Genomic DNA, 26,430 nt, shown 5'->3' on the forward strand with positions numbered 1-26,430 from the left:
ACACTCGCCGATCTTGGTGGAGCACTCGTGCGCTATGACGACTACGACCAGAACATCGGACGCCTCGGCATTCGTTTGGACCGCACCTGGACCGATGACAAGGGCCGCTACAGCACACCCTATGTGCGCCTGAACTACATCCAGGGCTGGGGAGGCAAACCCGCCGTGAACATCGCGGCCACCGATGCCCCCGCCATCAATCAGACCTTCCTCGGCGGCGACTACGGCCGGGCCCTGGAACTGGGCCTGGGCGGCTCCTATAGCCTCGGCAACCAGTTTTCCGTGTACGGTGAAGGCGACTACCAGAAGGATCTTGGCAGCGCCGGCACAAAAGGCTGGGGATGGAATGTGGGGTTGAGGTGGAGTTTTGAGTGACGCGTTTTGCTCGCTGCGCGAGCTGTGAGGCGGGCGCTTCGCGCCTGTGAAATCGCTCGCTTTGCTCGCTGTAAAGTCGGCTGCCATGCAGCCTGTACACGGTAGAAGCGTAAGCACGAACCTCGAACTTTATGCTTTCCCTCTTTACTGTTTACAGCTCGCGCAGCGAGCGGCCTCACAGGTGCGAAGCACCGGCCTCACAGCGAGCAAAGCGAGCGATTTCACAGGCGCGAAGCGCCGACGCAGCGCTACTGAAAATCGCGGGAACTGACTGCCAGTCCGCCCAACATCGGTGACAGATCCACCAGGCGGTGCGCGATCACGTGCCGGACGCCGCTCTCGGTTTCCAGGCGGCCCTCCACGGCCATCAGGCGCGATTCCAGCAATACGCGCCGTTGCCGTACGGCCAGGTCGTGCCAGACGACGACGTTGGTGGTGCCATCCTCGTCTTCCAGCGACATGAAGATCACGCCGCTGGCCGTGCCTGGCTTCTGGCGCAGGGTGACCAGGCCGACGGTGCGCACCAGCCGTCCATGCGGCAGGCCTTGCAGGTCAGCCCAGCCGCGATAGCGTTGCGCGCGCAGCCGGGTGCGCAGCAGCCTGAGCGGATGAGGCCCCAGCGTGGTGCTGGTCATGGCGTAGTCGGCAAGCATGTTCTCTTCGACACTTGGCAACGGCAGGTGAATCTCTTCCCGCTCGGGCACATCGCCGAACAATGGTCGCTGCGGCTCGACACCTGCCACTGCCCATCGTGCGCGATGGCGGTGCCCGGCCAATGCACGCAACGCACCGGCATCGGCCAGTTGGCCGCTCTGGCGCCCATCCAGGCATGCACGACGACATAGATCGGCCACGTCGCTGAAAGCCGCCTGCGTGCGCGCGTTGACGATGGCCCGAGCCACATCCTCGCGAAATCCGGTCACCAGGCGAAGCCCCATACGGATGGCTGGCTGCACGGATACATCATGAAGGTCTTCCAAGGTGCAATCCCAATCGCTGTAGCGCACATCCACCGGCAACACGCGCACGCCATGGCGACGCGCATCCTGCAACAGCTGGTCGGGCGAGTAGAAACCCATGGGCGCCGAGTTGATCAGGCCACAGGCGAATGCTGCCGGCTCATGGCATTTAAGCCAACTGCTGACATAAGCCAGCAGGGCAAAACTGGCGGCATGCGACTCAGGAAAACCGTAGTCACCGAAACCCTGGATCTGGCGGAACAAGCGCTCGGCAAATTCCAATTCGTAGTTGTTCGCGAGCATGCCCTTGATCAAGGTCTCGCGATGTCGCTCGATGTGCCCATTACGACGCCATGCCGCCATCGAACGGCGAAGTTCATCGGCCTGCCCTTCCGTATAACCGGCAGCCACCACCGCGATCTTCATGACCTGCTCCTGGAACAAAGGCACGCCCAGGGTGCGGTCAAGCACCTCCCTCAAATCCTCCGAGGGATACTCGACCGGTTCGAGCCCCTGCTTGCGACGCAGGTACGGATGCACCATGTCGCCCTGAATGGGTCCAGGTCGCACGATGGCAACTTCCACCACCAGGTCGTAGAACTTCTCTGGGCGAAGTCGCGGCAGCATGGCCATCTGCGCACGCGACTCGATCTGGAAAACGCCCACCGTATCGGCTTTGCAGATCATGGCGTACGTCTTCTCGCAGTCACGCTTTTCATCCAGGATGCGCGCAAGCGTCCAGTCGCCTCGATGCGCGTCGCCAAGCATATGGAACGTCTTGCGTATCGCCGTGAGCATGCCCAGTGCCAGGCAGTCGACCTTCAACAGGCCCAGGTATTCCAGGTCATCCTTGTCCCACTGGATTACCGACCGATCGTCCATCGATGCATTCTCGGTAGGCACCATGGTGTACAGCGGGTATTGCGAAATCACGAAGCCGCCCGGGTGTTGCGAAAGATGCCGGGGAAAACCGATCAATTGCTCGGTCAGATCGACAACATGACGCAATAGCGGTGTATCGGGATCAAAGCCACGCTCGCGCAAATGCTGATCTATAGGTACATCAACAGCCCAGCGATCCATCATGCCGGCCAGTTCGCCGGCCAGGTCCTGCGAGATGCCCATGGCGCGCGCCACATCGCGAATGGCGCTGCGGCCGCGATACTGGATGGCCACGGCGGCCAACGCCGCGCGCTTGCGACTGTATTTGTCGAAAACGTACTGCAATACCTCCTCGCGCCGTTCGTGCTCGAAATCCACATCGATATCCGGTGGCTCGTTGCGTTCGACCGAGAGAAAGCGCCCGAACAGCAGCTTTGTCTCATCCGGATTGACCGAAGTAATGCCCAGGGCGTAGCACACGGCCGAATTGGCCGCCGAACCGCGCCCCTGGCAAAGGATGTCCTTCGAGCGTGCGAAACAGACGACATCATGCACCGTGAGGAAAAACGACTCGTATTTCAGCTGACCGATCAAGTCGAGTTCTTTCTCGATGGTCTGGCGCACTTCCTCGGAGGCTCCCTGCGGCCAACGCCAGCGCATGCCTTCCTGGGTCAGTTGGCGCAGCCACGTCGCTGGCGTATGCCCCGCCGGCACCAGTTCGGTGGGATAGGTGTAGTTCAAGGCCTCGCGAGTCAATTCGAATGTGCAACGCCTGGCGATCCTGAGGGTTTCTTCCAGCAGTTCGCGCCGATACACCGCGCCCAAGGCCTTGCGCGTGCGCAGATGCCGTTCGCCGTTGGGAAACAACGCATACCCAGCCTCAGCCAACGTGGTCTTGTGTCGGATGGCCGTCATCACGTCCTGCAACCGGCGCCGCGAACGCAGGTGCATGTGCACGTCCCCGCTGGCCACCAGGGGTAGTCCTGTTCGCTGCCCCAAGTCGGTCAATGCCTCCAGGCGTGCATTGTCATCAGGGCCACGGTGCAACTCCACTGCGATCCAGGCCCGTTGTGGAAAGACCTGCCTGAGCCAGTCACCTTCGCCAGCACCAGCACCTTCGTCAGGCACCCAAAGCGCAAGCAGGCCCTGGGTATCGACCACGTCCTCGCGCATCAGTCGGTATTGCCCTTTCTTCGCGCGCATGCGTGCTGCCGTGAGCATCCGGCACAAGGCGACATAACCCGGGCGATCCTGCACCAGCAGCACCAGCTTCGGACCACCATCGATGCGCACCTCGCTACCGACAATCAGCTTGATACCCGTGGCATCGGCTGCCTGCTTGGCACGCACAATGCCGGCCAGCGATCCTTCGTCGGTCACTGCCAGTGCCTTGTAGCCCAGCTCCGCGGCACGCTCGAACAGCTCCATGGCGGTGGATGCGCCACGCTGGAAACTGAAGGCCGACAGGCAGTGCAATTCAGCGTAGTCGGGCAACGGGCTACTCATGCAAACCAGCCATGCAACATGAACTCGCCCTGCTCGCCCGGCGGACGAAACGCCCACGCACGCTGCCCCTGGCTGGTTTCGACCACGTAGTAATCGCGGCGCACGTCGCCATCCCACCAGCCGCTCTCGATGCGCTCGGGGCCGGCAAGGATGCGCAATGACGTGTCACGCAGTGGAATCGGTTGATGCAGCAGCCAGCCAGGACGCGGTAATGACGGCATGGCCTGGACATCCGATGATGCCGACTGCCATGCGCGCTCGGGTCGATGATCGGCACGCACCGCCAAGCCGTGCACCGATTCATCGCCAAGACGCGCACGCAGGCGTTCGCGCAATTGTTCCCATGGCATCGCCTGCTGCGGTCGCATGTCGAACAGGTCACGGCCTGCCGGCACGAACGGTGGTAATTGATGTGCAAGCAGCTCCATCTCGCGTACGGGAGCAGGTAGTTGCAGTTGTTCCAGTCGGCTGCGCGCCACTTCGAACAACATGGCCGGATCGCGCTCGGCGGCCAACAGCCCAACCGGCAATTCCGTGGCCGCGCCGCGTTCGTGCGTAAAACGCAGCAGGAATCGTTGCACGCCGCCATCGCGTCCAGCCAGGTAGGTCGCCAGGTCGGCGGTCAGGCGACGCAACGGGAACAACAACGACTGGCTGGAGCTGACTTCATAGTTGAATTCGATGCGTGACTCGAATGCATCGGCCGGCTGGAAATAACGCAAAGGCGTAGCCTGCGTGCCACGCAATCGATCCAGGTGATCGAGCGCGGCCTCGCCGATGCGGCGCCCCAACCCCGCGCGCGGCAATGCCCACACCTGGCCCAGGTTACGCAACCCCATGCGTACCAGGCCTGCCGTGACGTCAGCCGGCAGGCCACAACGAGACAAAGGCAATGACGCCAGCGCCCGCAACAAGGGTTGCTCGTCGATTACGGCCAACCCGTCATGCACATTGGCCAATACACGTGCGGCCCAAGGATGCGGCGCCAGCACGATGCGATGGCGAAAGCCCAGTTCGCGCAGGTCTTCGCGCAAACGCGCCTCCAGCCGTGGCCATGGCCCGAACAGGCGAAAGCTCGCCTCCACTTCGACCAGCAGGGCCGACGGCCACTCACGGCTCACCAGCGAACCGTAGCGATAAGCCCAGGCCGCAAGAAAATCATGCCAACGCTGTGCATCGGCGGCGGCATAATCGATGGCGTGGAAACGCGCACCGATAGCCTGGGCCACGGCAAGCGCCTGCCCCGCGCGCAAGCCCTGCGCCCTGGCCGCTTCATTGACACTGCGCAGCACGCGACGCTGCGCTGGACCTGCGATCAACGCCAGCGGCTCGTCCGGTGACGCATGCCTGCGCACGACGCCATCCAGTGCCAGTTGCGGAAAAAGAATGCAGGCCCAGAGCATGGTGCCTTCACCCCGCGAAGGGAATCGGCATGGCGGGCGCATTGCCGCCACGGCATTTCAAGACGCGCAACTGCGCAGGTCGTGCATCAATGGCGATACGTAACGCCGCCGGCGAAGGATTGCTTGCCGCACTGCTTGGGCGCATCGCAAAACCCAGGCACTGGCCTGTCTCCGCAGCCAGATGCAAGCGCCGCAAGGCGCGGTCGTCGACTTGGTGTGGCCAGCAAAGCACTGCCGAGCATGCGGCCGAACGCAGGCACTGTTCGGCGGCCCACAGCACGTCGCGTGCCTGGGCCTGGATGACCTGCACCTGTCGCATGCGCACGCCGGCACGAGCCCATGCTGTGGCAAACGGCAAATAGGGAGGCGCGATCAGGGCGATCATGCCGCTGTCGTGCCCTTGCGAGAGCCGTGTCAGCGTGGGCCACAACAGGCGCAATTCGCCCACACCATCGAGCGGCAGCAACAATTCGCTGAGCGCTGCCTCCGGCCACCCACCCGCAGGCAGCACGGCATCGAGCGCAGGCCAGCCGGTGGGTTGTGTGGAGGGCGAACGCGCATGCGGCTGCCCACGCCAGATGCGGCGCGCATCGAGCAGGCTGTCGATGGCCACGACCTGTCCCATGTCAGCCCGGCCTGATCAAGCCGGCAAACAGGCCTTCCAGGGCGAAATCGGCAAGGGTGGCATCGACCTCGATCGGCGCATGCTCCGGATTGCGCGGCAGCAGGCGGATACGCCCCTGGCGATGCTCCCAGCGCTTGACCGTGAATTCGCCCTCCAGACGCGCCACCACGATCTGTCCATTGCGCGCCTCGCTGGTGCGATGCACACCAATCAGGTCGCCAGGCAGGATGCCGTCGAGGATCATCGAATCGCCTTGTACTTCCAGCAGGTAGTCGGGGCGCAGGTGAAACAGTGCTTCATCCAGCGTCACCTGGCGTCGCACCTGCGCATCCGAGCCGATCGGCTGGCCTGCCGCCACCCGTCCCAGCAAGGGCACCTGCAAGGTGGCCTGCGTCTGGGCCTGGCCGTCTGCCAGCACGCGGATGCCACGGGCGCGGCCCGGGCTCCAGGCGATATGGCCACTGGCGGCCAACGCCTCCAGGTGCAAGCGGGCCGAACGGTTCTGCCGGAACCCCAGGGCCGCGGCGATATCCAGCTGCGACGGCGGATAGCCGTGCGTGGCGATATGGTCGCGCAGGTAGTCGAGCAGACGTTGCTGGATGGGCGTGAGAGTCATGGGTACTAATATTAGTAACACCCAGTCTCAAAACATAAGCCTTTGAATCCATGGGCTCTGCGAGCGGCCCAACAGCCCTGCCCTGTCCAGGGCCTGCCGGGGGCGGCCTATAGCAACGCTTTTTGCACCGAGGCGCGGTTGCTATCCTCCATCGCCTGCATTTCCTTGTGCAGGCGCACTTCGTCCTGGGCACTGGCCTGGATATCCCGGACCAGTTGCTGGTACGGCGCCAGCTGACCATGCCCGACGATCAGCTTGTCGCCCTCTACGCGCCAACGCCCCAGGTTCTGCTCGGCCATGGTCAGCATCCGGTCGGCACGATCCGTGAATATATGTTCGTCCTGGAACAACGAGGCCAGCATGGCAACGGCCGGTTTGGATGTCCGGTCAAAACCCTCGCGCATCTGCTCACGTGGCCCACTGGGCAGGCTGTCGATGAGCGCGCCGGCCTGGGCCAGGTACTGGTCCACCGAATGACGATTATCTTCGATCAGTGTACTTGCCTGGGTAAGGGTATCGCGACTTCGATGCAACCCTTCGGCCGATACCAGCCGCTGCGCGCTGAGCATTTCTTCCAGTTGCAGTGATTCCATCCTGGTGTTGTTCTGCTTGACGTGCTGAAGGAAATTCTGTCGCAGCACCATGACCTGGCGAACCACCTTCGCCTGGGCGGCATCGCTGCCCAGTGCACCGTCAGTGGCATCGACATGCGATTCGGGTGGCGGTGCCACGGTGCTGTTATCGGAAAGACTGCGCGCGAAGTCCTTCTGCGCCCGAACCAGATCCTGGCGCTCCTGCACGCGCTGCGAAAAATGGCCGGCCTGTCCCAATGCGCTAAGTATCAGCACCACGAACGAAGCGACCAACAAGGCCCGGCCACGCGACTTCCATGGAAACGCGGCGATCAATGCGCCGATCAGCAACGGAGCGCTGGCCGCGCCCAGCCGCTCGGCCCAATCCTTGCCCGGCATAGTCAGGCTGAAAACCAGCAAGGACACGCCGAAGATCAGCACCAGACCAAGGCCGACGGCAAATCCGGAAGGACCTGGGCGCGGGCTTTCATGGCCGGGTGAAAGCGAAGGGATGCCATCACGCGCCGAAGGAATCGGCGGCGGCGCCATGCGATGGGACAGGGGTGGCGGCTCGGCGGCGCTGATCGGCCCCACGCCCTGGACGGCCTGCTCGGTACAAGACGCGCAATAACCACGACCGTCCGCTGTCGGCGAACCACAGATCTGGCAACTCATGGCATATCCCTGATAAGCGATGATCCCCCACCATCGCGATGCCGATATCTCAACACACTTGCGTGACCGGCGCAGCCTTGCCGGCCTGTTTCAGGCCATCGCCAAGCCCCGGTCGTCCAGGTGCCCGGCCTGCCATGCACCCTCATGGCGAACGGTCGAAGCTGGCCTGCTCGCCTCTCCCGCGCCAATTTGAAAGAACGCCACACGATCGGCCAGTAGATCGGCCTGTTCGCGCATCGTATGACTGGCGGCCGCGGCCTCTTCCACCAGTGCGGCATTCTGCTGGGTCGTTTCATCCATTTGCAGCACGGCGCGGTTGACCTGTTCGATACCCGCCGACTGCTCCTGGCTGGCCGCGGCAATCTCGGCCACGATATCCGATACCTTGGCAACGCTTGCAAAGATTCCCTGCAAAGCCTTGCCCGATTGCGCGACCAGTTGGCTGCCGCTGCCGACCTTCTCGGCGCTGTCGTTGATAAGCCCCTTGATCTCGCGCGCTGCCGTCGCGCTGCGCTGCGCCAGGCTGCGCACTTCCGTGGCTACGACGGCGAAACCTCGGCCCTGTTCACCGGCACGCGCCGCCTCGACAGCGGCATTGAGCGCGAGCAGGTTGGTCTGGAAGGCAATTTCATCGATCAGGCCCACGATGTCGCCGATACGGCGGCTGGCTTCACCGATTTCATCCATCGCCGACACCGCGCGCTGCACGACCTCGCCACCCTGCTTGGCCTCATCACGAGCTTCGCGCGCCAGCTTGTTGGCGGCATGCGCGTTTTCGGCGTTCTGCCTCACCGTGGCAGTCAATTCCTCCATCGAAGAAGCGGTCTCTTCCAGCCCTGAGGCTTGTTCCTGCGTTCGCTGGGAAAGATCATCGTTACCTTGGGAAATCTGCTCGGTACCCGTGCGCACGATCTCGGTACCCTGCCGCACATCATTGACGATGCCCGCCAGTTTGCCGCGCATGCTGGCCAGCGCATGCAGCACACTACCCTCGTCAAACGATTCCTCATCCTGCGCATGCAGATCACCCCCGGCGATGCGTGTGGCCATGGCCATCGCCACATGAGGCTCGCCACCAATACTGCGGCTGACACCGCGCACCGCCATCGACACCACACCAAATACCAGCAGCGCCACAAACGCGGCAAAGGCACCAAAGCGCAGCAACACGCCATAGAAAGCCTGCTGCACATCTTCGATATAAACGCCCGTACCCAGGTGCCAGTCCCAGGCAGGCGTCATGCTCACATAGCTGACCTTGGGCAAAGAGCCCTTGCCGTCGGGCTTGGGCCACGTGTAGTCGATGAAACCTTTGCCTTCACGCTTGTCCAGCGCGACCATCTCGCGGAAAAGCTCCTTGCCGTTACTGTCTTTCTTGTCGCCCACATCCGTACCCACCAGCTTGGGCGACACCGGATGCATCAGCATCACCGGCTTGGAATCGAACAGGAAGAAATACCCGGTGCCATCGTCCCAGCGCATCACACGCAGTTCGTCCATCGCCTGCCGCTGCGCGTCTTCACGGCTGAGCTTGCCCGCCTTCTCAAGGGCCACGTACCGGTCGATGATCGATTGTCCGGCATCCACGTAACTTCGCAAGTTCTGCTTGCGTTCGGCCAACAAAGTCGTGCGACTCTGCCATGACGCAAAGACCACCAGCGCCACCAGGCCAACAGCGACGACAGCAAGGATCGCGGCAAAACGCGACTTCATGGTTTTCATAGGTAAATCCCTGTACGGGCGACGGTTATCGGTTTCTTACAGCCCGGTTACAGGGGTTATCGGCAAGCTTGGATAAAATTTAGCCAGCCGGAAGGCGTAGGCGCCAAAGGCGAAGAGTGAGTAGTGCGCGCGCGCCGTTGCAGCTGGCCGAGTCCTTCAGGGCCGCAAAAGAGCCTCGCGACCTCTCCGCGCGCCGCAAGCAGACGGACCTGCGCCCTCGTTTCTCACGACTCGCCCCTACCTTAATCACTACTCGTTACCCGCTCCTGGTCCCTGCCAGCCATCAGGGTGTCTCGATATCCACCACCACGTTCACCGTGAACCAGGGAATCTGCGGCCAGGACTTGCGGTCGTGGACGACCGTCTCCCCGGAGCCCATCGATACCTTGCTGTCGGCCTCGATGGGAAGCGTGCCATCGCCGGTGGCGGCATCCTTGCCTGGCACGACCTGCCAGCCACAGCACAGGTAGCGCAATGCATTCATGCCGGTATCGCGCCTGAGCAAGGTTTCCACGCTGGCCGCATCCGCTCCCTTGACCCGGTAATGGGCGATCAGTGCCCGCAATTGCGCGTCCTTGCCCTCCTCGCAACCGGTGAATTCCAGATGGCCCGGCTTCATGCCGTAGCGACCCAGGAAGTCACCGCACCGCGGTGTCTCATCCGGCCAGGGCATACTGGCGATCTGCTCAGGAGTGCGATCGATCGGGATGACCTGCTTGCCAGTCCGATCGATGAATCCCCAACGCCCTGCCCTCGGGCCGTCGTTGCCAGACGTGGCCCTGTCACAGCCCAGGCAGACCGCCGCACGTCCATTGCGAAATGGCGTACCGTCGTCGAACGGTCCCAGCACCTGACGGAAGTCCGCGTCGAAATACGCGATTTTCCCGCCGATGATGCCGCGCGTCAGTCCTTCGGAAAAATAATCCGCGCCGTTGTCGAACGTGATGACCGCAAGCATCTGGCCGGTTTTCTTCACATAGCGCCAGGCTGCATGGTCATTCAGCACCATGATTTGACCGAGCCTATACTTGCCATAGGTCAGTCGCTTGAACATATCCGGCGCTATCTCGACCTGGCCATCGATCTGCCGCGCGCATTGCTTGCGCGGCCCAAGCAATTCAAGCCCAGGCGGATGACCGATGTAGATACAGGAAAGAGCGAAGCCGGCGGCATGCGTGGTCGTTGATGAAAGCAGGAGCAACAGACATGCCAGGCTGTTGAGGATGAATGATCTGGCCACGCCCGACACATCGCAATCGTATGCGTCCTGTCGCCCCATCAACGCCCCAAAAGCACGAATAACATGCCAGCGCCTGCCCGGCAGGGCAACAAGGGTTCGATCAGCGACGATACCCACCAGAATGCCTCCTGCCTTCGAGGAAGGTCCTTTTTAATCAGCGCATCGTCAACCTGTCAATGATCGGCACATCCGCCTGCATGACCACGGCAGTACAGTGGGTTACGACGCGTCCAGCGTCGATTGGCGCGCGGCTTCGGCTGCGCGATCAAGTGCCTGCGATACGTCATGTTGCGCGGTCACATCGAATTGAGTCAGGAACAGCTCTGCCACGGCCGATTCGTAGATCTTCCACATGCGCTTGCGCAGTGCGCGGCCGGCATCCGTGATCGTGACATAGGCGGCGCGACCATCCTGCGGTGATCGTGCCCGCGTCACCAAGCCTTCCTGCTCAAGGCGATCGACCAGACGTGTGAGGTTGTAGCGCTCGATCACCAGTGCATCGGCCAGCTCATGCATGCGGCGCGTCCCCCCTTTGCCACTTTCCACGCCCCACAACGCGTCATACCAGGCATAGGCCGGCAGGCCAGCCTGGGCCAGGCGTCGCTCGATTTCCCGAATCAGCGCGCGATGCGAACGCACGAAAGAAAACCACAGATCCGGCTTCTTACTCGACATGGACGCAGCCCTTCACAGTCAGTTGCAATCGCAATTGTATCGCGGCATGATGCGCCTCGCATGAATTGCAATTGCAATCGTAAGCCGGCGCATCCCCGACGCCGCCCTCTTCCTACCGCCGAGCCGTCGCTCCGTGCGAACGGGTCGGTCATGTCCCGCGGAGATTCCATGAACCACGCCCTCGTGCAGCCTGATATCGATCCGGAGGAAACCCGCGAATGGATCGAAGCCCTTGAAGCGGTCACCCGGGCGGACGGTCGCGCCCGTGCGCACTACCTGATGGATCAACTGAGCGATTTCGACGTCAACCGCCATGGTGATCTGCACGGCAGGGTTACCACCGCGTACGTCAATACGATCGCTCGCGAACGGCAACCTGCGTATCCCGGCGATCTGACGATCGAGCGCCGACTCAACGCCTACATTCGCTGGAATGCGATGGTGATGGTGTTGCGCGCTGGCAAGCACTCGAATGTCGGTGGTCATATCGCTACTTATCAATCGGCAGCCGTGCTTTACGACGTCGGCTTCGAACATTTCTTTCGCGGACGTACCGACAGTTTCGATGGCGACATGGTTTACATCCAGGGCCATTCCGCGCCAGGCATCTACGGCCGCGCATTTGTCGAAGGTCGTCTGAGCGAAGAGGTGATGGACAACTTCCGGCGCGAATCGGCAACCGCAGGCCTGTCCTCGTATCCCCATCCGCGCCTGATGCCCGATTTCTGGCAATTTCCCACCGTATCCATGGGCCTGGGGCCACTGACCGCCGCCTATCAGGCACGCTACATGCGCTACCTGGAATACCGCGGACTGAAGGAACCGCAAGGCCGCAAGGTCTGGGCGTTTCTCGGCGACGGGGAAATGGACCAGCCCGAATCCCTTGCGGCCATTGCTGTCGCTGGCCGTGAGCGGCTGGACAACCTGATCTTCGTGGTCAACTGTAATCTCCAGCGCCTGGATGGTCCCGTGCGCGGCAACAGCAAGGTGATCCAGGAACTGGAAGGCACGTTCCATGCCGCCGGCTGGCAGGTGATCAAGGTGATCTGGGGCAGTGGCTGGGATGCGCTGCTGGCCAAGGATACGACCGGCCTGCTGCGACAACGCATGATGGAATGCGTCGATGGCGACTACCAGACATTCAAGTCACAGAACGGCGCTTATGTCCGCGAGCATTTCTTCGGTAAATATCCGCAACTGCTGGCTTTGGTCGCGGACATGTCCGACGACGACATCTGGGCCCTGGCACGCGGCGGGCACGACCCGGAAAAAGTCCACGCAGCCTACGCGCAGGCGGTCAGGACGGAAGGTCGCCCCACCGTGATCCTGGCCAAGACGGTCAAGGGTTTCGGCATGGGCGAAGCCGGCGAAGGCCAGAATATCAACCACCAGTTGAAGAAGATGAGCGCCGATGCCGTGCGCGCGTTCCGTGACCGTTTCTCGCTGCCAGTCAGCGACGATCAACTCGACGCCATGCCATACCTGCGCCCGGAGCCGGGCAGCGAAGAGGCACGCTATTTTGCCCAGCGTCGCCAACAGCTCGGTGGTACGCAGCCCGCGCGCATCCATCAGATGCCGCCCCTGCCCGTTCCTGAACTGTCGGTCTTCAACACCATGCTGCAAGGCAGCGGGGAACGCGGGCAATCGACCACCATGGCATTCGTGCGCATTCTCAGCACACTGCTGAAGGACCCCGAACTGGGCAAGCTGGTGATACCGATCGTGCCGGACGAATCGCGCACCTTCGGCATGGAGGGTTTGTTTCGCCAGATCGGTATTCATTCGTACCTGGGACAGTTGTACACCCCGCAGGATGCCGGCCAACTGAGCTACTACAAGGAAGCCAAGGACGGCCAGATCCTCCAGGAAGGCATCAACGAATCCGGTGCCATTTCCACCTGGATCGCCGCTGGCACGTCGTACAGCAACCATGCGCTGACCACGATCCCGTTCTATATTTTCTATTCCATGTTCGGGCTGCAACGCGTGGGCGACCTGGCCTGGGCTGCCGCCGATGCGCGCACGCGCGGTTTCCTGCTTGGTGCCACATCAGGTCGCACGACCTTGATGGGCGAGGGCTTGCAGCATGACGACGGTCATAGCCATGTGCTTTCGTCCGTGATTCCCAGTTGCGTGTCCTACGATCCGAGCTTTACCTACGAACTGGCGGTGATCGTGCAAGACGGCATGCGGCGCATGTTCGTCGAGCAGCAGGACATCTACTACTACATCACCCTGCTCAACGAGAACTACCTGCACCCGGCGATGCCCGACGGCGCGCAAGCGGGCATTCTCAAGGGTCTGTATTTGTTGCGCGAAGGCGCCAAGCCGACGAAGAAAACGCCACGCGTGCAGTTGATGGGTAGTGGCGCGATCCTCAACGAGGTGCTGGTCGCCGCCGAATTGCTCGAACAGCAATACGGCATTGCCAGCGATATCTGGAGTGCGACCAGTCTTACCGAAGTGCGTCGCGATGGCATGGCCGCCGAACGCTGGAACATGCTCCATCCCGAAGATGAACCTCGCATCCCTTATATACAGGCCTGTCTGGCTGGACGCGAAGGCCCGGTCGTCGTCGCCACCGACTATATGAAGATCGTCGGTGACCAGATCCGCCCATTCATTCACGACCGACGCTTCATCGCCCTGGGCACCGATGGTTTTGGTCGTTCCGACACTCGCGCATCATTACGGACCTTCTTCGAAGTCGACCGCCATTTCATCGCACTGGCAGCGCTCAAGGCGCTGGCCGATGACGGCAAGCTGGCGCGATCAGTCGTTGCCGGCGCCATCAAGGCATTCGGCATCGACGCGGAAAAGATCGACCCTGCGTCGATATAAGGCACGCCACGCATGTTCATACCCAAATACCCGTACCAGCACCATGGCCTCAGAGGCATGCATGGGTAATTCAACCGAAGTACGCGTCCCGGATCTTGGAGGCTCCAGCCACGTGCCAGTCATCGAACTGCTCGTGGCCGTCGGCGATCGGGTCGCGGTCGACCAAGGCCTGGTCACGCTGGAATCGGACAAGGCCACCATGGAGATCCCGTCGCCCGTGGCCGGAATCGTGCGGGCGCTGAAGCCACGTATCGGCGACCTACTTTCAGAGCAAGACATCATCGCCCTGGTCGACGTGTCAGATCCTGTCGATGACGTTCCGGCGCCGGTCAACGAGACAACACGCGAAGCGGCCACGTTTCGAGCCCCTCACGAAGCCACGCCAGCACCCGACACGCCAACACCACCATCGCACACCGCGAGCCCTCCCCCAGCGCCCTCCCAGGACCTGCATGCCGCTTCAAGCGCAGCGATCTCCCATGCAAGTCCCGCTGTGCGCCAAATGGCTCGCGAACTCGGGGTGGATGTGACCCTGATTGCAGGTTCTGGCCGGAGCGGCCGTATCATGCGCGGCGACGTATCGGCATATGTGAAGCAGGCCTTGTCCGGCGACACCGGCAGGCATGCGAACAGCATCGATACGGCGCAAGCGGGCGGCCTGAATCTGCTGCCATGGCCAAGTGTGGACTTCACACGTTTTGGCCAAGTGCAGGAACAGCCATTTACACGCATCCAGAAGCTTTCGGCAAACCACCTTGCGCGCAACTGGGTACATATTCCGCATGTGACGCAGCACGACCAGGCCGATGTCACCGAACTCGAAACACTACGTGTGCAGCTCAATCGTGAATTGGCTGGCGAACACATCCGGGTCACCATGCTGGCGTTCCTCATCAAGGCATCGGCCGCTCTGCTCAAGGCATTCCCGCGTTTCAACGCATCGCTTGATGAAACCGGCCAGACGCTGGTCGTGAAAAAGTACTATCACGTCGGGTTTGCCGTGGACACGCCGCAAGGCCTGGTGGTGCCCGTGGTACGCGATGTCGATCAAAAAGGTATCCGCGACATCGCGCAGGAAACCGCATTGCTGGCCAGCAAAGCGCGCGACGGTGAACTGACACCCGTTGACATGCAAGGCGGCAGCTTTTCGATCAGTTCCCTCGGCGGCATCGGCGGCACCGCGTTCACGCCGATCATCAACGCCCCTGAGGTAGCCATACTCGGGGTCTCAAGAGCATCCATCCAGCCCGTATGGGACGGTCAGGGCTTCCAGCCCCGCTTGCTGCTGCCGCTGTCGTTGTCCTACGACCACCGCGTCATTGATGGCGCATTGGCTGCTCGTTTCACGGCCGACCTGGCCCGCCTTCTGGGCGATTTCCGGCGTGCACTGCTGTGAGGCAGCCCGATGCGGTGATTGAACCAGACGGCGCTGACTGGCCTCATCCATCCATGGCGCGCCATGGCAATACGATCACCTGACAACGGGCATCGTATCCCTCGTCTTCAAGCACATCCCAAGGACCTTTCTCATGACCATCCAGCTCTATGGCTTCTGGCGATCCAACGCCGTGTTTCGTGTACGCGTTGCCCTGGCACTGAAACAAATACCTTTCGAGGAAATCGACGTCGATATTCTTTCCGGGCAGCAATTTGGTCCGGAGTATGCCGAGGTCAATGCCGAACGCGTGGTCCCCACGCTGGTCCATGACGGACAACGTTTCTTCCAGTCGCTGGCCATCATGGAATATCTCGACAGCATCCATCCCGAACCCAGGTTGCTCCCTGAGGACCCGAAAGAACGGGCCTATGCCCAATCGCTGGCCCTGGTATCGGCCGCGGATTCCCATCCCCTGGTCACGCCGCGCGTTCGCAAACAGCTCGCCCAAGCGTTCCATGCCGATAACGCGGCCATCGAAGCCTGGTGCGCGCATTGGGCCACCGAGGGTCTGGCCGCCTATGAACGCTTGCTGGCGCGTCGTCCCGCCAATCCGTTCGCCCTGGGAGCGACACCGACCATCGCCGATATCTGCATCGCCGGACAAGTGGTCATCGCCAATCTCTACAAAGTGAACCTGGCGCCTTATGCACACGTAACCGAATTGACGAAGCGGTGTTTCGAACTCCCGGCATTTGCTTTGGCGCATCCGTTCAATCAGCCCGGTTACAAGGATTGAATACGGCATGTGCGACATCTGGTCATCACGCGACGAACGACCTGTCTCCCACGTAGGAGACAGGTCGTTGACCATCCATGCAGTCACGCGTCTTCAGGCATCAAGCCATTGCGCCGCCGCTTCCCGGGCAAAGTCCGCATAAGAGCGCGGTGCATGCCCGAGCAGGTGCGTCAGTCGCTCGACATCCCGCGACGTCGCAACAGCGCCCTCCGCCTGGTAACGATTGAGCATCAGGCGCATATCCAGCACATACCATGCTGGCATGAACGCCTTCATGCGCTGCTCGAACGTCACCACGTCGTGGCCGCCATAACGGATGGAGCGGCCCAGCGTGTCGCTCCAGATCCGGGCCATGTCATGCCCATGAAGCGCTTGTGGCCCCACCAGCTCATAAGTTTCACGCGGCAATGGGGTGGGTGAGCGCTCACGACGCAGCAGTTCGCTGGCTGCCGCCTCACCGATATCGCGCACGTCTACCATCGACAAACCCTTGTCGCCAATGGGCATGCCGTAGATGCCTGCCTCCAGCAACGCTGCCTTCTGGCGCAGGTCGTTCTGGATAAAGTAAGCCGGACGCAGCACGGTGACCGGGAGATCCAGCGCCTCGATCATCCGTTCGGCGGTGTACTTGCCGGCGAAATGCGGTACGTCGGCATACGCCTCGCTCTTGAAGACCGACACGTACACCATGCCTTTGACACCAGCCTCGTGGGCCAGGGTCAACGCTTGCATGGCCTGGGTTACCTCGTCGGCCACATTGGGCACTACCAGGAACAAGGTGCTCACGCCGGCCAGGGCGGCCTTGAAGGCATCCAGGTCGGCCAGGTCGCCGCCGACCGCGGTGACGCCGGAAGGAAACGAGGCCTTGCCGGGTGAACGGGTCAACGCGCGGATCTCGCTACCGCTTCCGGCCAGACGGTTCAGCACCTGGGTGCCAACGGTTCCGGTACTACCAGTAATCAGAATGCTCATGTCAGTGCTCCAGTGGGTTGGATCGTGGTTGGTGAGCCCATGGTGCGCAGTTTCATTTCTTTGCGGGAGATGCTAATAAAGAGACCCATCGTTCCAATTATGAAACACCATGGATCTGCAAGCGCTGACCGACTTTGCCCTGGTCGCCACGCATGGCGGATTCGGCCGTGCCAGCCGCGCCTCCGGTCGATCCAAGGCCACCCTGTCCCGCCGGGTCACCGAACTGGAGCAAAGCCTCGGCGTGCGCTTGATCGAGCGCGGCACTCAACACCTGCGCCTGACCGACGAAGGGCGCGCGCTATACGAGCGCACGCACGGTCCGCTGTCGGACATTGCCGAAGCAGGCGACGTGGTGTCGCTGGGAGCCTCCTCGCCCCGAGGGCGACTGCGCGTCAGCGCTCCCCTGGTGCTCGCGCACGTGGCGCTGGGCCACGTCGCCGCGCGTTACGCACAGGCCTTTCCGGACGTACAACTGGAAATCGTGGCAGAGGACCGCAAGGTCGATCCGGTGGAAGACGGCTACGACTTGGTCATCCGGGTCAATCCTTCCACGGACGAGCGCCTGGTCGGGCGCCGCATTCTCGATGATCAACTGTGGCTCGTGGCCGCCCCGGGCATGGAACAGCCCGCTCCTTCCAGCCAAGCGCATGTCCCGGAAGTGCGCGCCGTCCTGCTCCCTCGGGCATCGACCGATATCACCTGGACGTTCCGCTCTCCCGCAGGCATCGAACACCGCCTGAAACCGAACGTTGTGCTCAGGTTGTCCTCGTTGCTGATGGTCCGCGATGCGGTCATGGCGGGAGCCGGCGCCGCCTTTCTCCCCAGGTTGCTGGTCGAAGGTGACGTCAAGGCGGGACGCCTGGCCCATTGGGGCACCGATACCCGGCCTCCGGTGGAAATCTGGGCGCTGCGCAATTCACGTCGCCTGGTGGGCGCCAAGGTGCGCGCCTTCCTTGATGTGATCGATCAGTCGTTTCCCGACCGAATCTACGTACCGCCGGCTTAGACGATACTTCGACACTTTTGCGCCAGGACAAAGCGCTCTCTAAAACCCATTCACCGACCGATTTCAAATTGAATAAAGCACTTGACTAACCCGATCCATCAAGAATACTAAACAAGTATCCAAGTGTCCGACTTCTATACCACTACCAGGAGCGGTTAAAAATGGAAGACACTAAGATCCTCAAAGAGTCGATTATTTCAGAAGCCATCACCGTCCATCTGAGCCTGGAGGACGTTTATCGGCGCGCCTTTCATCAAAGCAGGATCGCATTTCTTCTATTCATTATTGCGCTTGCAGCATTCTTAATGGTTTGCGCTTTACTGATGCGATCCACCACACTATCCATTCCTATGACCATGGTGAGTTTATTGCCGGCGCTAAGCCTGTTCACCGGAATGCTCGCCCTATGGATGGCATGGTGGAGCACAAGTGTCGGTTTTTTGGCTGCCCAAGCGCGCCGGGAAAGCCGCCGTATCGGCTATCAGATAGAAGAAGCAGAAGCAGAAAAGGCTGCCAGAAGCACCTTGAGAACGTGGAAAGGCGAGTCATGAGCGGTAATTTTCTCGCATACCTGCGACACGCCAAGCAAGCACTCTCTCAACTCATTCGCGCATCGGTTGCCGTTGAGCGACTGCACACCTCTATATTAATCACGATGACAGGAGGATTAGTCGGAGGCATCGCGGGATCACTCATATCTTTAATATTTGCCTCTTTGCCGATCACAATGGCATCCATTTGCGGCCTGATGTTGGGCATGCTGCTTGCACTTCTCGCGCTAAGAGGCAGGGGAGCATTGGGCGACGCCAGGAACCAGCAAAGGATCCTGGAAATGCACAGAACCACCCTGGAGTTGATCAAAAACCTTCCGAGTGACACACCCAAGCACGTCAGAGATCAGTACTGGGAAGCTCTTGCGCAGGTCGGCGCTAATCTTAAAGGCCACACCAGCTCCCTACAGATCGACCCTGAAACTCAGATCCTCGATGCACCTCTGAACTTGCCGGCCCCCTCTTCGGGAGCGGCACATATCTCTTTAGAACAGATCAAGTAAACGGATTTGTCATTAGGCAACCGGGGAAAAAAGCTTCGCATTCAAAGCCGGAAACAAGGAAAAATGATATCACCCATCTAACTACCCATCGATGGGCTCTTCAAGAAAAATCTTGTTCAGGCTTGGCAACCGAGAGCGCATTTCGAATGATTCAGCTCACAACTTAGCCTAGCTGCATTCCGGCAACAGCCATCGATAAACCGAAGCATGCCGTGCCAGGCTCCATAGCCCGCATCGAATCGATACGCGTCAATGCGCGCCTAGACGATACTCCAGCGCAGCCGATCCCTTGAGGTCGCGATACACCGTGGCCATCGGCGCCATGAAGATCGCGCACAACGGACCGATCAGCGCGAAGATCAGCACAAATGCCGGAACCATTGCACTCAGCACTGGCAGGATGTCCGGGACCTGCCCCGTGGGCAAGAACGCTTGCAGATGGGCTCTGTCGAAGCCGCCAAGGCGCGCGTAGAGAATCGCCACAACCACCAGTTCCAGAATCAACGCAATCACGAACGCGATCAGGGACAGCACGACATACAGCCCGGTCAAGCGCAACGCATGTCCTCGGGTCAAATTCCACGATTCGAAAAACCGGAACTCGCTGGCCGCAAATGACATGACCGGGCCGAGCGACAAACGTATTGCCACCCAGATCCATGCCACGAAGGCTGCAACGCCGACCGCACCAAGAAGCACGATACGCAAGACCAGTTGCGCCGCCGAGCCCGGCACGAAACTGGTGATGAGCCACGCCAGCCCACCCAGGGCAGCACCGCCCAACAGCACGCCAAACATCGCGAGTGCCACCATCACGCTGTAGAGAAACAGCGCCAGCGCAAGCCACAGCTCACGCATCCCCACGCGCAGGGAAAAGAAACGACGATCGCCAGGTTCCAAGACACTGCGATAGACCGCGCCTACCACTAGCGCGCGCCCGGCCAGTCCGGTCACGAACATCACCGGGTTGAACATCATCATCTTGCTTTGCAGGCGAAGCATCTCTGGCGGTATCCCCGCCTGCGGATCCATATGCTGCATGCCCGCGAAAAAAGCGGACATATCCGAGAATACGTAGGCGAACATCAGCGCCATCGGAACCACGGATACAAGCACGAATGCCAGGCTCCAGGCGAACGGCGCCAACGGCCGGCGTGCCAGAAGCGAAAAACCCGAACCAAGCGCCCTGCTGATCGAAAAGTCCATCCCCTCCGCCTCCCCTGCAGAAATTCCAGGTGGCAAGTATGCCATCGAAACGACCGCTGGCCATCACGGACTTCCGTTTACGCGGTGAAAGCTTCGCCGGCTGCGAATGACTCGAGAAAATTGGTTTCGAGGGGACTGGCAATATTTCGCACACGATGGCTGTTTCCCGGAAAGCTCAGACGTGCCATGGTCGTCTGCGTGTCGCCGTCGCAAGCGAAAACGGTAACCGCGACGCACGGTCTCGAGCTAGCAATGACTGCCAGATCCACTCTGCGCATTGAAGGAGTGCGTCAACCTCTCATGCCACACAAGCTCATCAGTAACCGTATCAACGACGCCACCACGGCCAGCGCCCATACGCTGACAATCCATATCGTGATGAGCCAACCGCTGCGGCGAATCCACACATTGATCGGCTTTGCCATCCAGATCATGAGTGATAACCCTCGCCAGCCCGATCTTTCCGCGAAATACGAAGTACGCCCAGGCGCTACAGGTCAGGATAAACGGAATAATAAAAAGTGCGTCAACAAGGACGAATCCCATACTTTCTTCGGGCCCTGCCACCTCATGGAATGAGATTGGTTTGGGGGGAGACGTCGTCGATATCTTTCACCGTCCGCCAAGACGAAACTTTTAGTGTTGTATCCCTGCCGCATGCCGCACTCCGAGAGAAAATTCACGACACTTTTCAAGGTGTAGTTTAGGCGAGACCCCAGAGTAAAGATCGGCGTAAAAATACCGAATACACAAAAGAAAAAACCCCCGAAAATCGGGGGTTTAGAAGAAGAAACCGTACACAGATGGTTTAAGGTATGACCTAGAACGGAATATCGTCATCATCAAAGCTGCTGTCGGCAGGCGCCGGCGCATTGCGCTGGTTGTTGCCGCCGCCAAAATCGTTGCCACCACGGTTGCCGTAATCATTGCCGCCGCCGCGATTGCCATAATCGTTACCGCCACCGCCGCGCTGGTTGCCGTAGTTGCCGCCGCCCTGACGCTGGCCACCACCACCCTGGGAGCGCTGGTAACCACCGCCACCGCCCATACCGCCGCCACCTTCACCGGCATTGCCACCGAGCATCTGCATTTCAGCGGCGATGATGTCGGTGCTGAAGCGCTCGACGCCATCCTTGTCGGTGTACTTGTCGGTGCGCAGCGAACCTTCGATGTAGACCTGACGACCCTTCTTCAGGTATTCGCCGGCAATCTCGGCCAGACGGCCAAACAGCTTCACGCGATGCCACTCGGTGCGCTCCTGCTTCTCGCCGCTCTGCTTGTCGGTCCACTGCTCGGACGTGGCGATACGGATGCTGGTGATGGCCGTACCGCTGCCCGTGTAACGGGTTTCCGGGTCCGCGCCCAGGTTGCCGACGATAATGACCTTGTTGATACCGCGTGCCATGGATGGATGTCCTCTGTGAGCCGGCGGCACGTTCTAGGGCCAGTTGCCGCCGGGGTTAGTTGGGTGCCCATGATAGCCGGCAAGCCCCGGAAAGCGGAGCACCCGCCGACCACTTCCAGGCCGCCAGCGTTCAGCCGGCAAAGGTGTCAGCCAAGTGGTTCATATGCTGGATGATTTTTGTGCAAGACTGGTCAGAACGGCAGCGTGCCACCGCCCCCAGGTCCATAGCGGATCGACAGCCTCCTCAACCCATACCACGGCAATGGGTCCAAAATAGCGACTGTCGAACGACTGCGGCTCGGTCACGGACATCACCCATAGTTCATGCTCGGACAGCACCAACCCATGGCCTGTCAGGTCAGGTAGGGGACGCCCGCTCGCGTCATGCTGCAATGGCAGGCCGAGAGGTAGACGACGACCATTGACGCGGACACCGCTGGCATCGATGTCGATCCGGTCTCCCGGTAAGCCGACCACACGCTTGAGCAGCGGCATGTTGCCCCAAGCGCAGTGCCCCTTCGCCACATATCCCCGCTCAGCGGCCAACGCCACGCCCCCACCGTGGGCGGACAAAACAGGACATGGCTGTCCCGCCTTATTGGATTGTCGTTCGCCAGGTAAATGTCCAGCGGGACGCTCGGTGACAGGTTGCCCCTGCCACCGAGCCATGCACCCACGCACATGACCAACCATGCAACCGCGAGCGCGCCTGACAGACAGGTCACGCATCAAGACAGTTACGCCTAAACACGCAAACGACGACATCCGTCATGTCGATTCGCGCGATATGCGAAGCCCTAACCATCAGCTTTTCCACCATGGTCCGGCTGCGGCATCTCTGGATCGACATCGTGCGTGGGAAACTGGGCGGAAAGCCATTGCGCCCATTCAGCTGCCTTGGGCAGGAGCTTTACCCGGTACCGACGGCTATGCACCGGAGTTCGCGGGTGATAGTTGGATACTCTAGTCCAGGTATCACCTTTGTCATGCTTCAGATGCATGCGCAGTCGCCACGCCGCCAATTGAAAGGGATAGCATCCCGGCGCCGCCACGGCATCGACCGTAATCCCTTAACGGGCCAGATCTTTCAGGTAGGCGGTATTGAACTGCATCGCCCCAACATCATGCGTGCCGTTGGCATTGTGGGCGCGCTGACCGTGGCGCCCTCCTTCCTGCTGGGCAACGGCCAACACAATGGTTGACCGGCACGTCGTAGCTCAAACCAGCGATAATCGAACACACGACCATTTCCTGCTGCTGCGGTGGCAACTGCGGCAGGTCAGGCATCATGATCGGCTGCCTTCATCGGAAGGCCGCCTGCTATCTTCGGATTCAGAAGCGCCGCACTCCGTGCTCCCTTTAACCGGAGACTTGCGCTCGTTCTTCGGCAGCGTAACGTTGGCCTGGACTTTTTCTGTTGCCTTGGCTCGCGCTTTTTTCTTTCGCTTCGGGTTGGTTGTAGCCTCTCGCCCTGTCGCTGCAGCCGGCCAGGCTGCCTTGTCTTGCTGTGCGGCACCTGACACGGAACGTGCGCGTAGGCTCCCAGGCAACTAAAGAGTTTGCACCCTTCGCCCGGATTCAAAGGATTTCGTACAGTTCTTGCCGTCATAGCCAAATAAGACGCTTTCGTATCATCTGCAATTGTCGCGTTTCACTTGATGCAGCAGTAACACACGCATGCGATGCAGATGCGATATCGGAAAAATTAAACAAGCGTTTGTATAAATTTCTGGCGTTCGAGCTTTTGCCGGCGAACGGCGCGGCCAGTACGCACGCGTGTCACACGCTATTCATCGCCCAGGAAACGGTAGCCAACTCCCGTTTCCGTCTTGAGCCAGCGAGGCTGCCCTGGATCGTCAGCAAGCTTCTGCCGCAGCTTGCCGACCACGATACGCAGATAATGGGTGTCTTCCACGTGTGTGGCGCCCCAGATATCGCGAAGCAGGATCTGCTGTGTCACTACGCGGCCGCGATGCTTGAGCAGCAACGCCAATACGGCGTACTCCTTGCGCGTCAACGAGAGCACTTGGCCGTTCAGGCTGACTTCGCGCCGGGCCAGATCGATCCTGAGCTTGCCATCATCGTAAAACGGTGTGGCTTCCGCTTCACCGGGCCGATTGCGTAGCAACGCACGCATGCGTGCCATCAGCTCCTGGATGCCAAATGGCTTGGTGACATAGTCGTTGGCGCCCCCATCGAGAGCGCGGACCTTTTCTTTCTCCGTGTCGCGCACTGACAAGACCAGCACCGGCACCTGCGACCATTGGCGCAACTCCACCAGCACCTCGTGTCCTTCCCGGTCCGGCAGGCCCAGGTCAAGGATGACGACGTCCGGCGATCGGGTAGCCGCCAGCGCCAGGCCGGTTGCTCCGTCCGGCGCCAGCAGCACATCGTAACCTTCCGCACGCAGCCCGATGTCGAGGAATTTGCGGATCTGCGCCTCGTCGTCGATCACTAGAACGGTGCGTATGGCAGCGGTCATGCGGCAGGCTGATCCGGAAGTGGCAAAGTGATTCGAATGGTCGTTCCAACGCCGTCGCCAGGCAAGGCCTCGACGTTGCCACCATGCGCCCCGATCATACCGCGGCAGATCGCAAGCCCCAGGCCCGTGCCGTTGGCACCACGGTCGCCACGCGCCACCGAATAGAACATGTCAAAGATGCGCGCGCGCTCCGCTTCCGGGATACCTGGGCCACGATCCATGATGTCCAGCGTGATCTGGCCGCGCTCCGGATGACTGCGCACCAACACGCGAATCGGCTGATCGGCGGGCGAGAAGCGGGCCGCGTTCTCAAGGATGTTGAATAACGCTTGTTCTATCAGCGCCGGATGCACGTAGAGCAAAACGGTATCGCTGGGCAGCGCGGTTTCCACTTTCTGGTCAGGAAACAGTTTACGCAGCCGGTTGACCGCGGCTGCCACGATCTCGGCCGTATCGGTCCAGTCACGATTGAGCTTGAGGGTGCCATGACCCAGACGGGTCATATCCAGCAGGTTCTGGATGTAGCGATCCAGTCGCTGCCCCTCGCCAAGAATGGCGTCGAGCAGTTCCTGGCGGTCACCTGGCGAAAGCTGGTCACCATAACTGGACAGCGTGCCGGCCGAACCGATCATCGAGGCCAGTGGAGAGCGCAGGTCATGCGACACCGACGAGAGCAACGCATTGCGCAGCCGTTCGGTCTCGCCTTGAACACGCGCACCCTCAAGCTCGTCGGCCAACCGAGCACGCTCCAGCGCCTGACCGATGTCCTGTGCCATCGCCAGGGCCAGGCTGCGCCGGTCCGGCGCCAGTTCGGCAAGCGACATGTCGAAGCGCAACGCGGCCACGCCCAGCCCTCCGGCTTCGCCCCCCAGTGGCAGCATCCAGCACGGTGCGGCGTTCAAGGTATCGGTGTAGCGCCCCGCCTGTTCGGCGTGCTGTGCGCACCACTCGGCGGCGGCCTGGTCCTGTGCGGTAAGCTTGAAATCGCGCGGCGCCGATGACGACACGCGCAGTACCTGGGATTCATCGCGCGCCAGCATGGCTGCGTCGCAACGCAAGGCCTGGGCCAATGCAACCGCGCCCACGTCGCGAATGCCAGCCGCATCGGTGCTGATCGACAGACGCTGGCCCAACGCCAATAGCGCGCGGGCATGCGCATGCGCCGCGCGCATGGACTCCACCTGGCTGGCCAGTCGTGTGGCCAGGCGACTGCACACCAGGGCCACCACCAGGAACAGCGTGACTGCCAGCACGTCGTCCACATTGGCGATCGCCAAGGTGTATCGAGGCGGCGCGAAGAAGAAGTTGTAGCCCAGGAAGCAAAGCACTGCCGTATAGACCGCAACCGCCATGCGGGTCCGGGTGGCAACGACCAGCACCGCGGTAAGAAAGATCAGCGATAGGTTGGCCACCGACAAATAGCGGTCGGCAATAAAGGACAAGCCGAAAGCGACCAGCGTCGCCAGCGTCGCGAAAGCATACTCGCTGCGCCTGCCTTTGCCCCCTGGCATGCGCAGGCGCCGGCGCGCCTGCGCGCGCTCGGCGGGCGTGGCGATAATGGTCAACTCCAGATGCGCGCCATACTTGAGCAACTGCTGGGTGAGCGAACGCCCGAGCATGCGCGCCAGCGGACGCTCGCGGGTGCGCCCCAGGATGAGCTGGCCAATGCCCTCGCGATCGGCGTGGGCAATCAGCTCATCGGCAATCGCGTGCCCGCGCAGGATCACGGTATCACCGCCCAGGCGACGCGCCAGTCGCATCGCGGCATCCAGTCGCTCTCGCCGCGCCTTGTCCAGATCGCTGCCGGTATCGACGAAGGCGACGCTCCATGGGGCGCCACGACGCTCGGCGATACGCCGTGCCACGCGTACCAGGTACTCGCTCTGAGCATGTCCGTCGATTGCAGCGAGCACACGCCGGCGCACCGGCATGGCGCCACCCTGTGCAAGCATGTGTTCGCGCAGATCACTGTCGACATGGCCGGCTACGGTGTCGACAGCCAGCTCGCGCAGCGCCACCAGGTTGGTCGGCGAGAAGAAC

At 61.2% G+C, this 26,430-nt stretch carries 22 protein-coding genes and 1 pseudogene; 7 read left to right on the forward strand and 16 right to left on the reverse strand.

The window, feature by feature from the left end; translation table 11 throughout:
* Positions 1–375: autotransporter outer membrane beta-barrel domain-containing protein (locus VF436_RS04870; RefSeq protein ID WP_330902871.1), on the forward strand; the 375-nt coding region annotated here is incomplete at its 5' end.
* A 248-nt stretch (positions 376–623) separates the two neighbouring features.
* On the opposite strand, the gene VF436_RS04875 is transcribed toward VF436_RS04870, so the two are convergent.
* From VF436_RS04875 to VF436_RS04910, 8 genes are all read right to left on the reverse strand, one after another.
* Positions 624–3,722, reverse strand: a complete 3,099-nt coding sequence (locus VF436_RS04875; RefSeq protein WP_330902872.1) for an error-prone DNA polymerase — start codon at positions 3,720–3,722, stop codon at positions 624–626.
* Complete coding sequence (locus VF436_RS04880) at positions 3,719–5,125, reverse strand: DNA polymerase Y family protein (protein WP_330902873.1); 1,407 nt, start codon at positions 5,123–5,125, stop codon at positions 3,719–3,721. Before VF436_RS04880 ends, VF436_RS04875 begins: the two co-directional genes overlap by 4 nt.
* Positions 5,126–5,132: 7 nt before the next feature.
* On the reverse strand, positions 5,133–5,750 hold the full coding sequence (gene imuA, locus VF436_RS04885; RefSeq protein WP_330902874.1) for a translesion DNA synthesis-associated protein ImuA: 618 nt from the start codon (positions 5,748–5,750) through the stop codon (positions 5,133–5,135).
* Between the two features lies 1 nt (position 5,751).
* Positions 5,752–6,366 (reverse strand): transcriptional repressor LexA, encoded by a 615-nt coding sequence (lexA, locus tag VF436_RS04890; RefSeq protein ID WP_330902875.1) that lies wholly within the window; start codon positions 6,364–6,366, stop codon positions 5,752–5,754.
* Between the two features lie 107 nt (positions 6,367–6,473).
* Positions 6,474–7,613: a hypothetical protein gene (locus VF436_RS04895; RefSeq protein ID WP_330902877.1), complete on the reverse strand. Its 1,140-nt coding sequence runs from the start codon at positions 7,611–7,613 to the stop codon at positions 6,474–6,476.
* Between the two features lie 90 nt (positions 7,614–7,703).
* The gene (locus tag VF436_RS04900; protein ID WP_330902878.1) at positions 7,704–9,335 is read right to left on the reverse strand and encodes a methyl-accepting chemotaxis protein; all 1,632 of its coding nucleotides are present in this window, start codon (positions 9,333–9,335) and stop codon (positions 7,704–7,706) included.
* A 283-nt stretch (positions 9,336–9,618) separates the two neighbouring features.
* Positions 9,619–10,692 carry a DUF4952 domain-containing protein gene (locus tag VF436_RS04905; protein WP_330902879.1) on the reverse strand — a complete coding sequence of 358 codons (1,074 nt, stop codon included), beginning with the start codon at positions 10,690–10,692 and terminating at the stop codon, positions 9,619–9,621.
* A gap of 102 nt (positions 10,693–10,794) precedes the next feature.
* Positions 10,795–11,250: a MarR family winged helix-turn-helix transcriptional regulator gene (locus VF436_RS04910; protein WP_330902880.1), complete on the reverse strand. Its 456-nt coding sequence runs from the start codon at positions 11,248–11,250 to the stop codon at positions 10,795–10,797.
* Between the two features lie 168 nt (positions 11,251–11,418).
* On the opposite strand from VF436_RS04910, the gene aceE reads away from it, so the two are divergent.
* From aceE to maiA, 3 genes are all read left to right on the forward strand, one after another.
* Positions 11,419–14,091, forward strand: a complete 2,673-nt coding sequence (gene aceE / locus VF436_RS04915; protein WP_330902881.1) for a pyruvate dehydrogenase (acetyl-transferring), homodimeric type — start codon at positions 11,419–11,421, stop codon at positions 14,089–14,091.
* Positions 14,003–15,487: a dihydrolipoyllysine-residue acetyltransferase gene (gene aceF, locus VF436_RS04920; RefSeq protein WP_330902882.1), complete on the forward strand. Its 1,485-nt coding sequence runs from the start codon at positions 14,003–14,005 to the stop codon at positions 15,485–15,487. Before aceE ends, aceF begins: the two co-directional genes overlap by 89 nt.
* 133 nt (positions 15,488–15,620) lie before the next feature.
* Entirely contained in the window at positions 15,621–16,265 is a 645-nt protein-coding gene (gene maiA / locus VF436_RS04925; protein ID WP_330902883.1) for a maleylacetoacetate isomerase, read from the forward strand.
* A 93-nt stretch (positions 16,266–16,358) separates the two neighbouring features.
* Here the strand turns inward: maiA and VF436_RS04930 are convergent, their stop codons facing one another.
* Positions 16,359–17,237, reverse strand: coding sequence for an SDR family oxidoreductase (locus VF436_RS04930; RefSeq protein WP_330902884.1), 879 nt, complete (start codon positions 17,235–17,237; stop codon positions 16,359–16,361).
* A 109-nt stretch (positions 17,238–17,346) separates the two neighbouring features.
* On the opposite strand from VF436_RS04930, the gene VF436_RS04935 reads away from it, so the two are divergent.
* The 3 genes from VF436_RS04935 (at position 17,347) to VF436_RS04945 (ending at position 19,297) form a co-directional block, all read left to right on the forward strand.
* Positions 17,347–18,243: a LysR family transcriptional regulator gene (locus VF436_RS04935; RefSeq protein WP_330902885.1), complete on the forward strand. Its 897-nt coding sequence runs from the start codon at positions 17,347–17,349 to the stop codon at positions 18,241–18,243.
* Positions 18,244–18,404: 161 nt separating this feature from the next.
* A complete protein-coding gene (locus tag VF436_RS04940; protein ID WP_330902887.1) occupies positions 18,405–18,794 on the forward strand; it encodes a hypothetical protein in 390 nt (129 codons plus the stop codon).
* Positions 18,791–19,297: a hypothetical protein gene (locus tag VF436_RS04945; RefSeq protein WP_330902888.1), complete on the forward strand. Its 507-nt coding sequence runs from the start codon at positions 18,791–18,793 to the stop codon at positions 19,295–19,297. The genes VF436_RS04940 and VF436_RS04945 overlap by 4 nt, the downstream gene beginning before the upstream one ends.
* Positions 19,298–19,546: 249 nt before the next feature.
* On the opposite strand, the gene VF436_RS04950 is transcribed toward VF436_RS04945, so the two are convergent.
* The 7 genes and pseudogenes from VF436_RS04950 to VF436_RS04980 form a co-directional block, all read right to left on the reverse strand.
* Positions 19,547–20,503 (reverse strand): hypothetical protein, encoded by a 957-nt coding sequence (locus VF436_RS04950; protein ID WP_330902889.1) that lies wholly within the window; start codon positions 20,501–20,503, stop codon positions 19,547–19,549.
* 290 nt (positions 20,504–20,793) lie between these two features.
* Positions 20,794–20,937, reverse strand: a complete 144-nt coding sequence (locus tag VF436_RS21650) for a DUF2474 domain-containing protein (protein ID WP_349256704.1) — start codon at positions 20,935–20,937, stop codon at positions 20,794–20,796.
* 386 nt (positions 20,938–21,323) lie between these two features.
* The gene (ssb, locus tag VF436_RS04960; RefSeq protein ID WP_330902891.1) at positions 21,324–21,908 is read right to left on the reverse strand and encodes a single-stranded DNA-binding protein; all 585 of its coding nucleotides are present in this window, start codon (positions 21,906–21,908) and stop codon (positions 21,324–21,326) included.
* Between the two features lie 159 nt (positions 21,909–22,067).
* Positions 22,068–22,460 (reverse strand): conjugative transfer signal peptidase TraF, encoded by a 393-nt coding sequence (traF, locus tag VF436_RS04965; protein ID WP_330902892.1) that lies wholly within the window; start codon positions 22,458–22,460, stop codon positions 22,068–22,070.
* A gap of 293 nt (positions 22,461–22,753) precedes the next feature.
* Positions 22,754–23,195 (reverse strand): annotated as a pseudogene (locus VF436_RS21675) (transglycosylase SLT domain-containing protein); the annotation flags it as partial.
* A gap of 499 nt (positions 23,196–23,694) precedes the next feature.
* Positions 23,695–24,390, reverse strand: coding sequence for a response regulator (locus tag VF436_RS04975; protein ID WP_330902895.1), 696 nt, complete (start codon positions 24,388–24,390; stop codon positions 23,695–23,697).
* Positions 24,387–26,430 (reverse strand): ATP-binding protein (locus tag VF436_RS04980; RefSeq protein WP_330902896.1); only part of this gene is annotated, 2,044 nt, incomplete at its 5' end. The genes VF436_RS04975 and VF436_RS04980, both read right to left, overlap by 4 nt.

Source organism: Dyella sp., assembly GCF_036384435.1.
GTDB lineage: Bacteria > Pseudomonadota > Gammaproteobacteria > Xanthomonadales > Rhodanobacteraceae > GSA-30.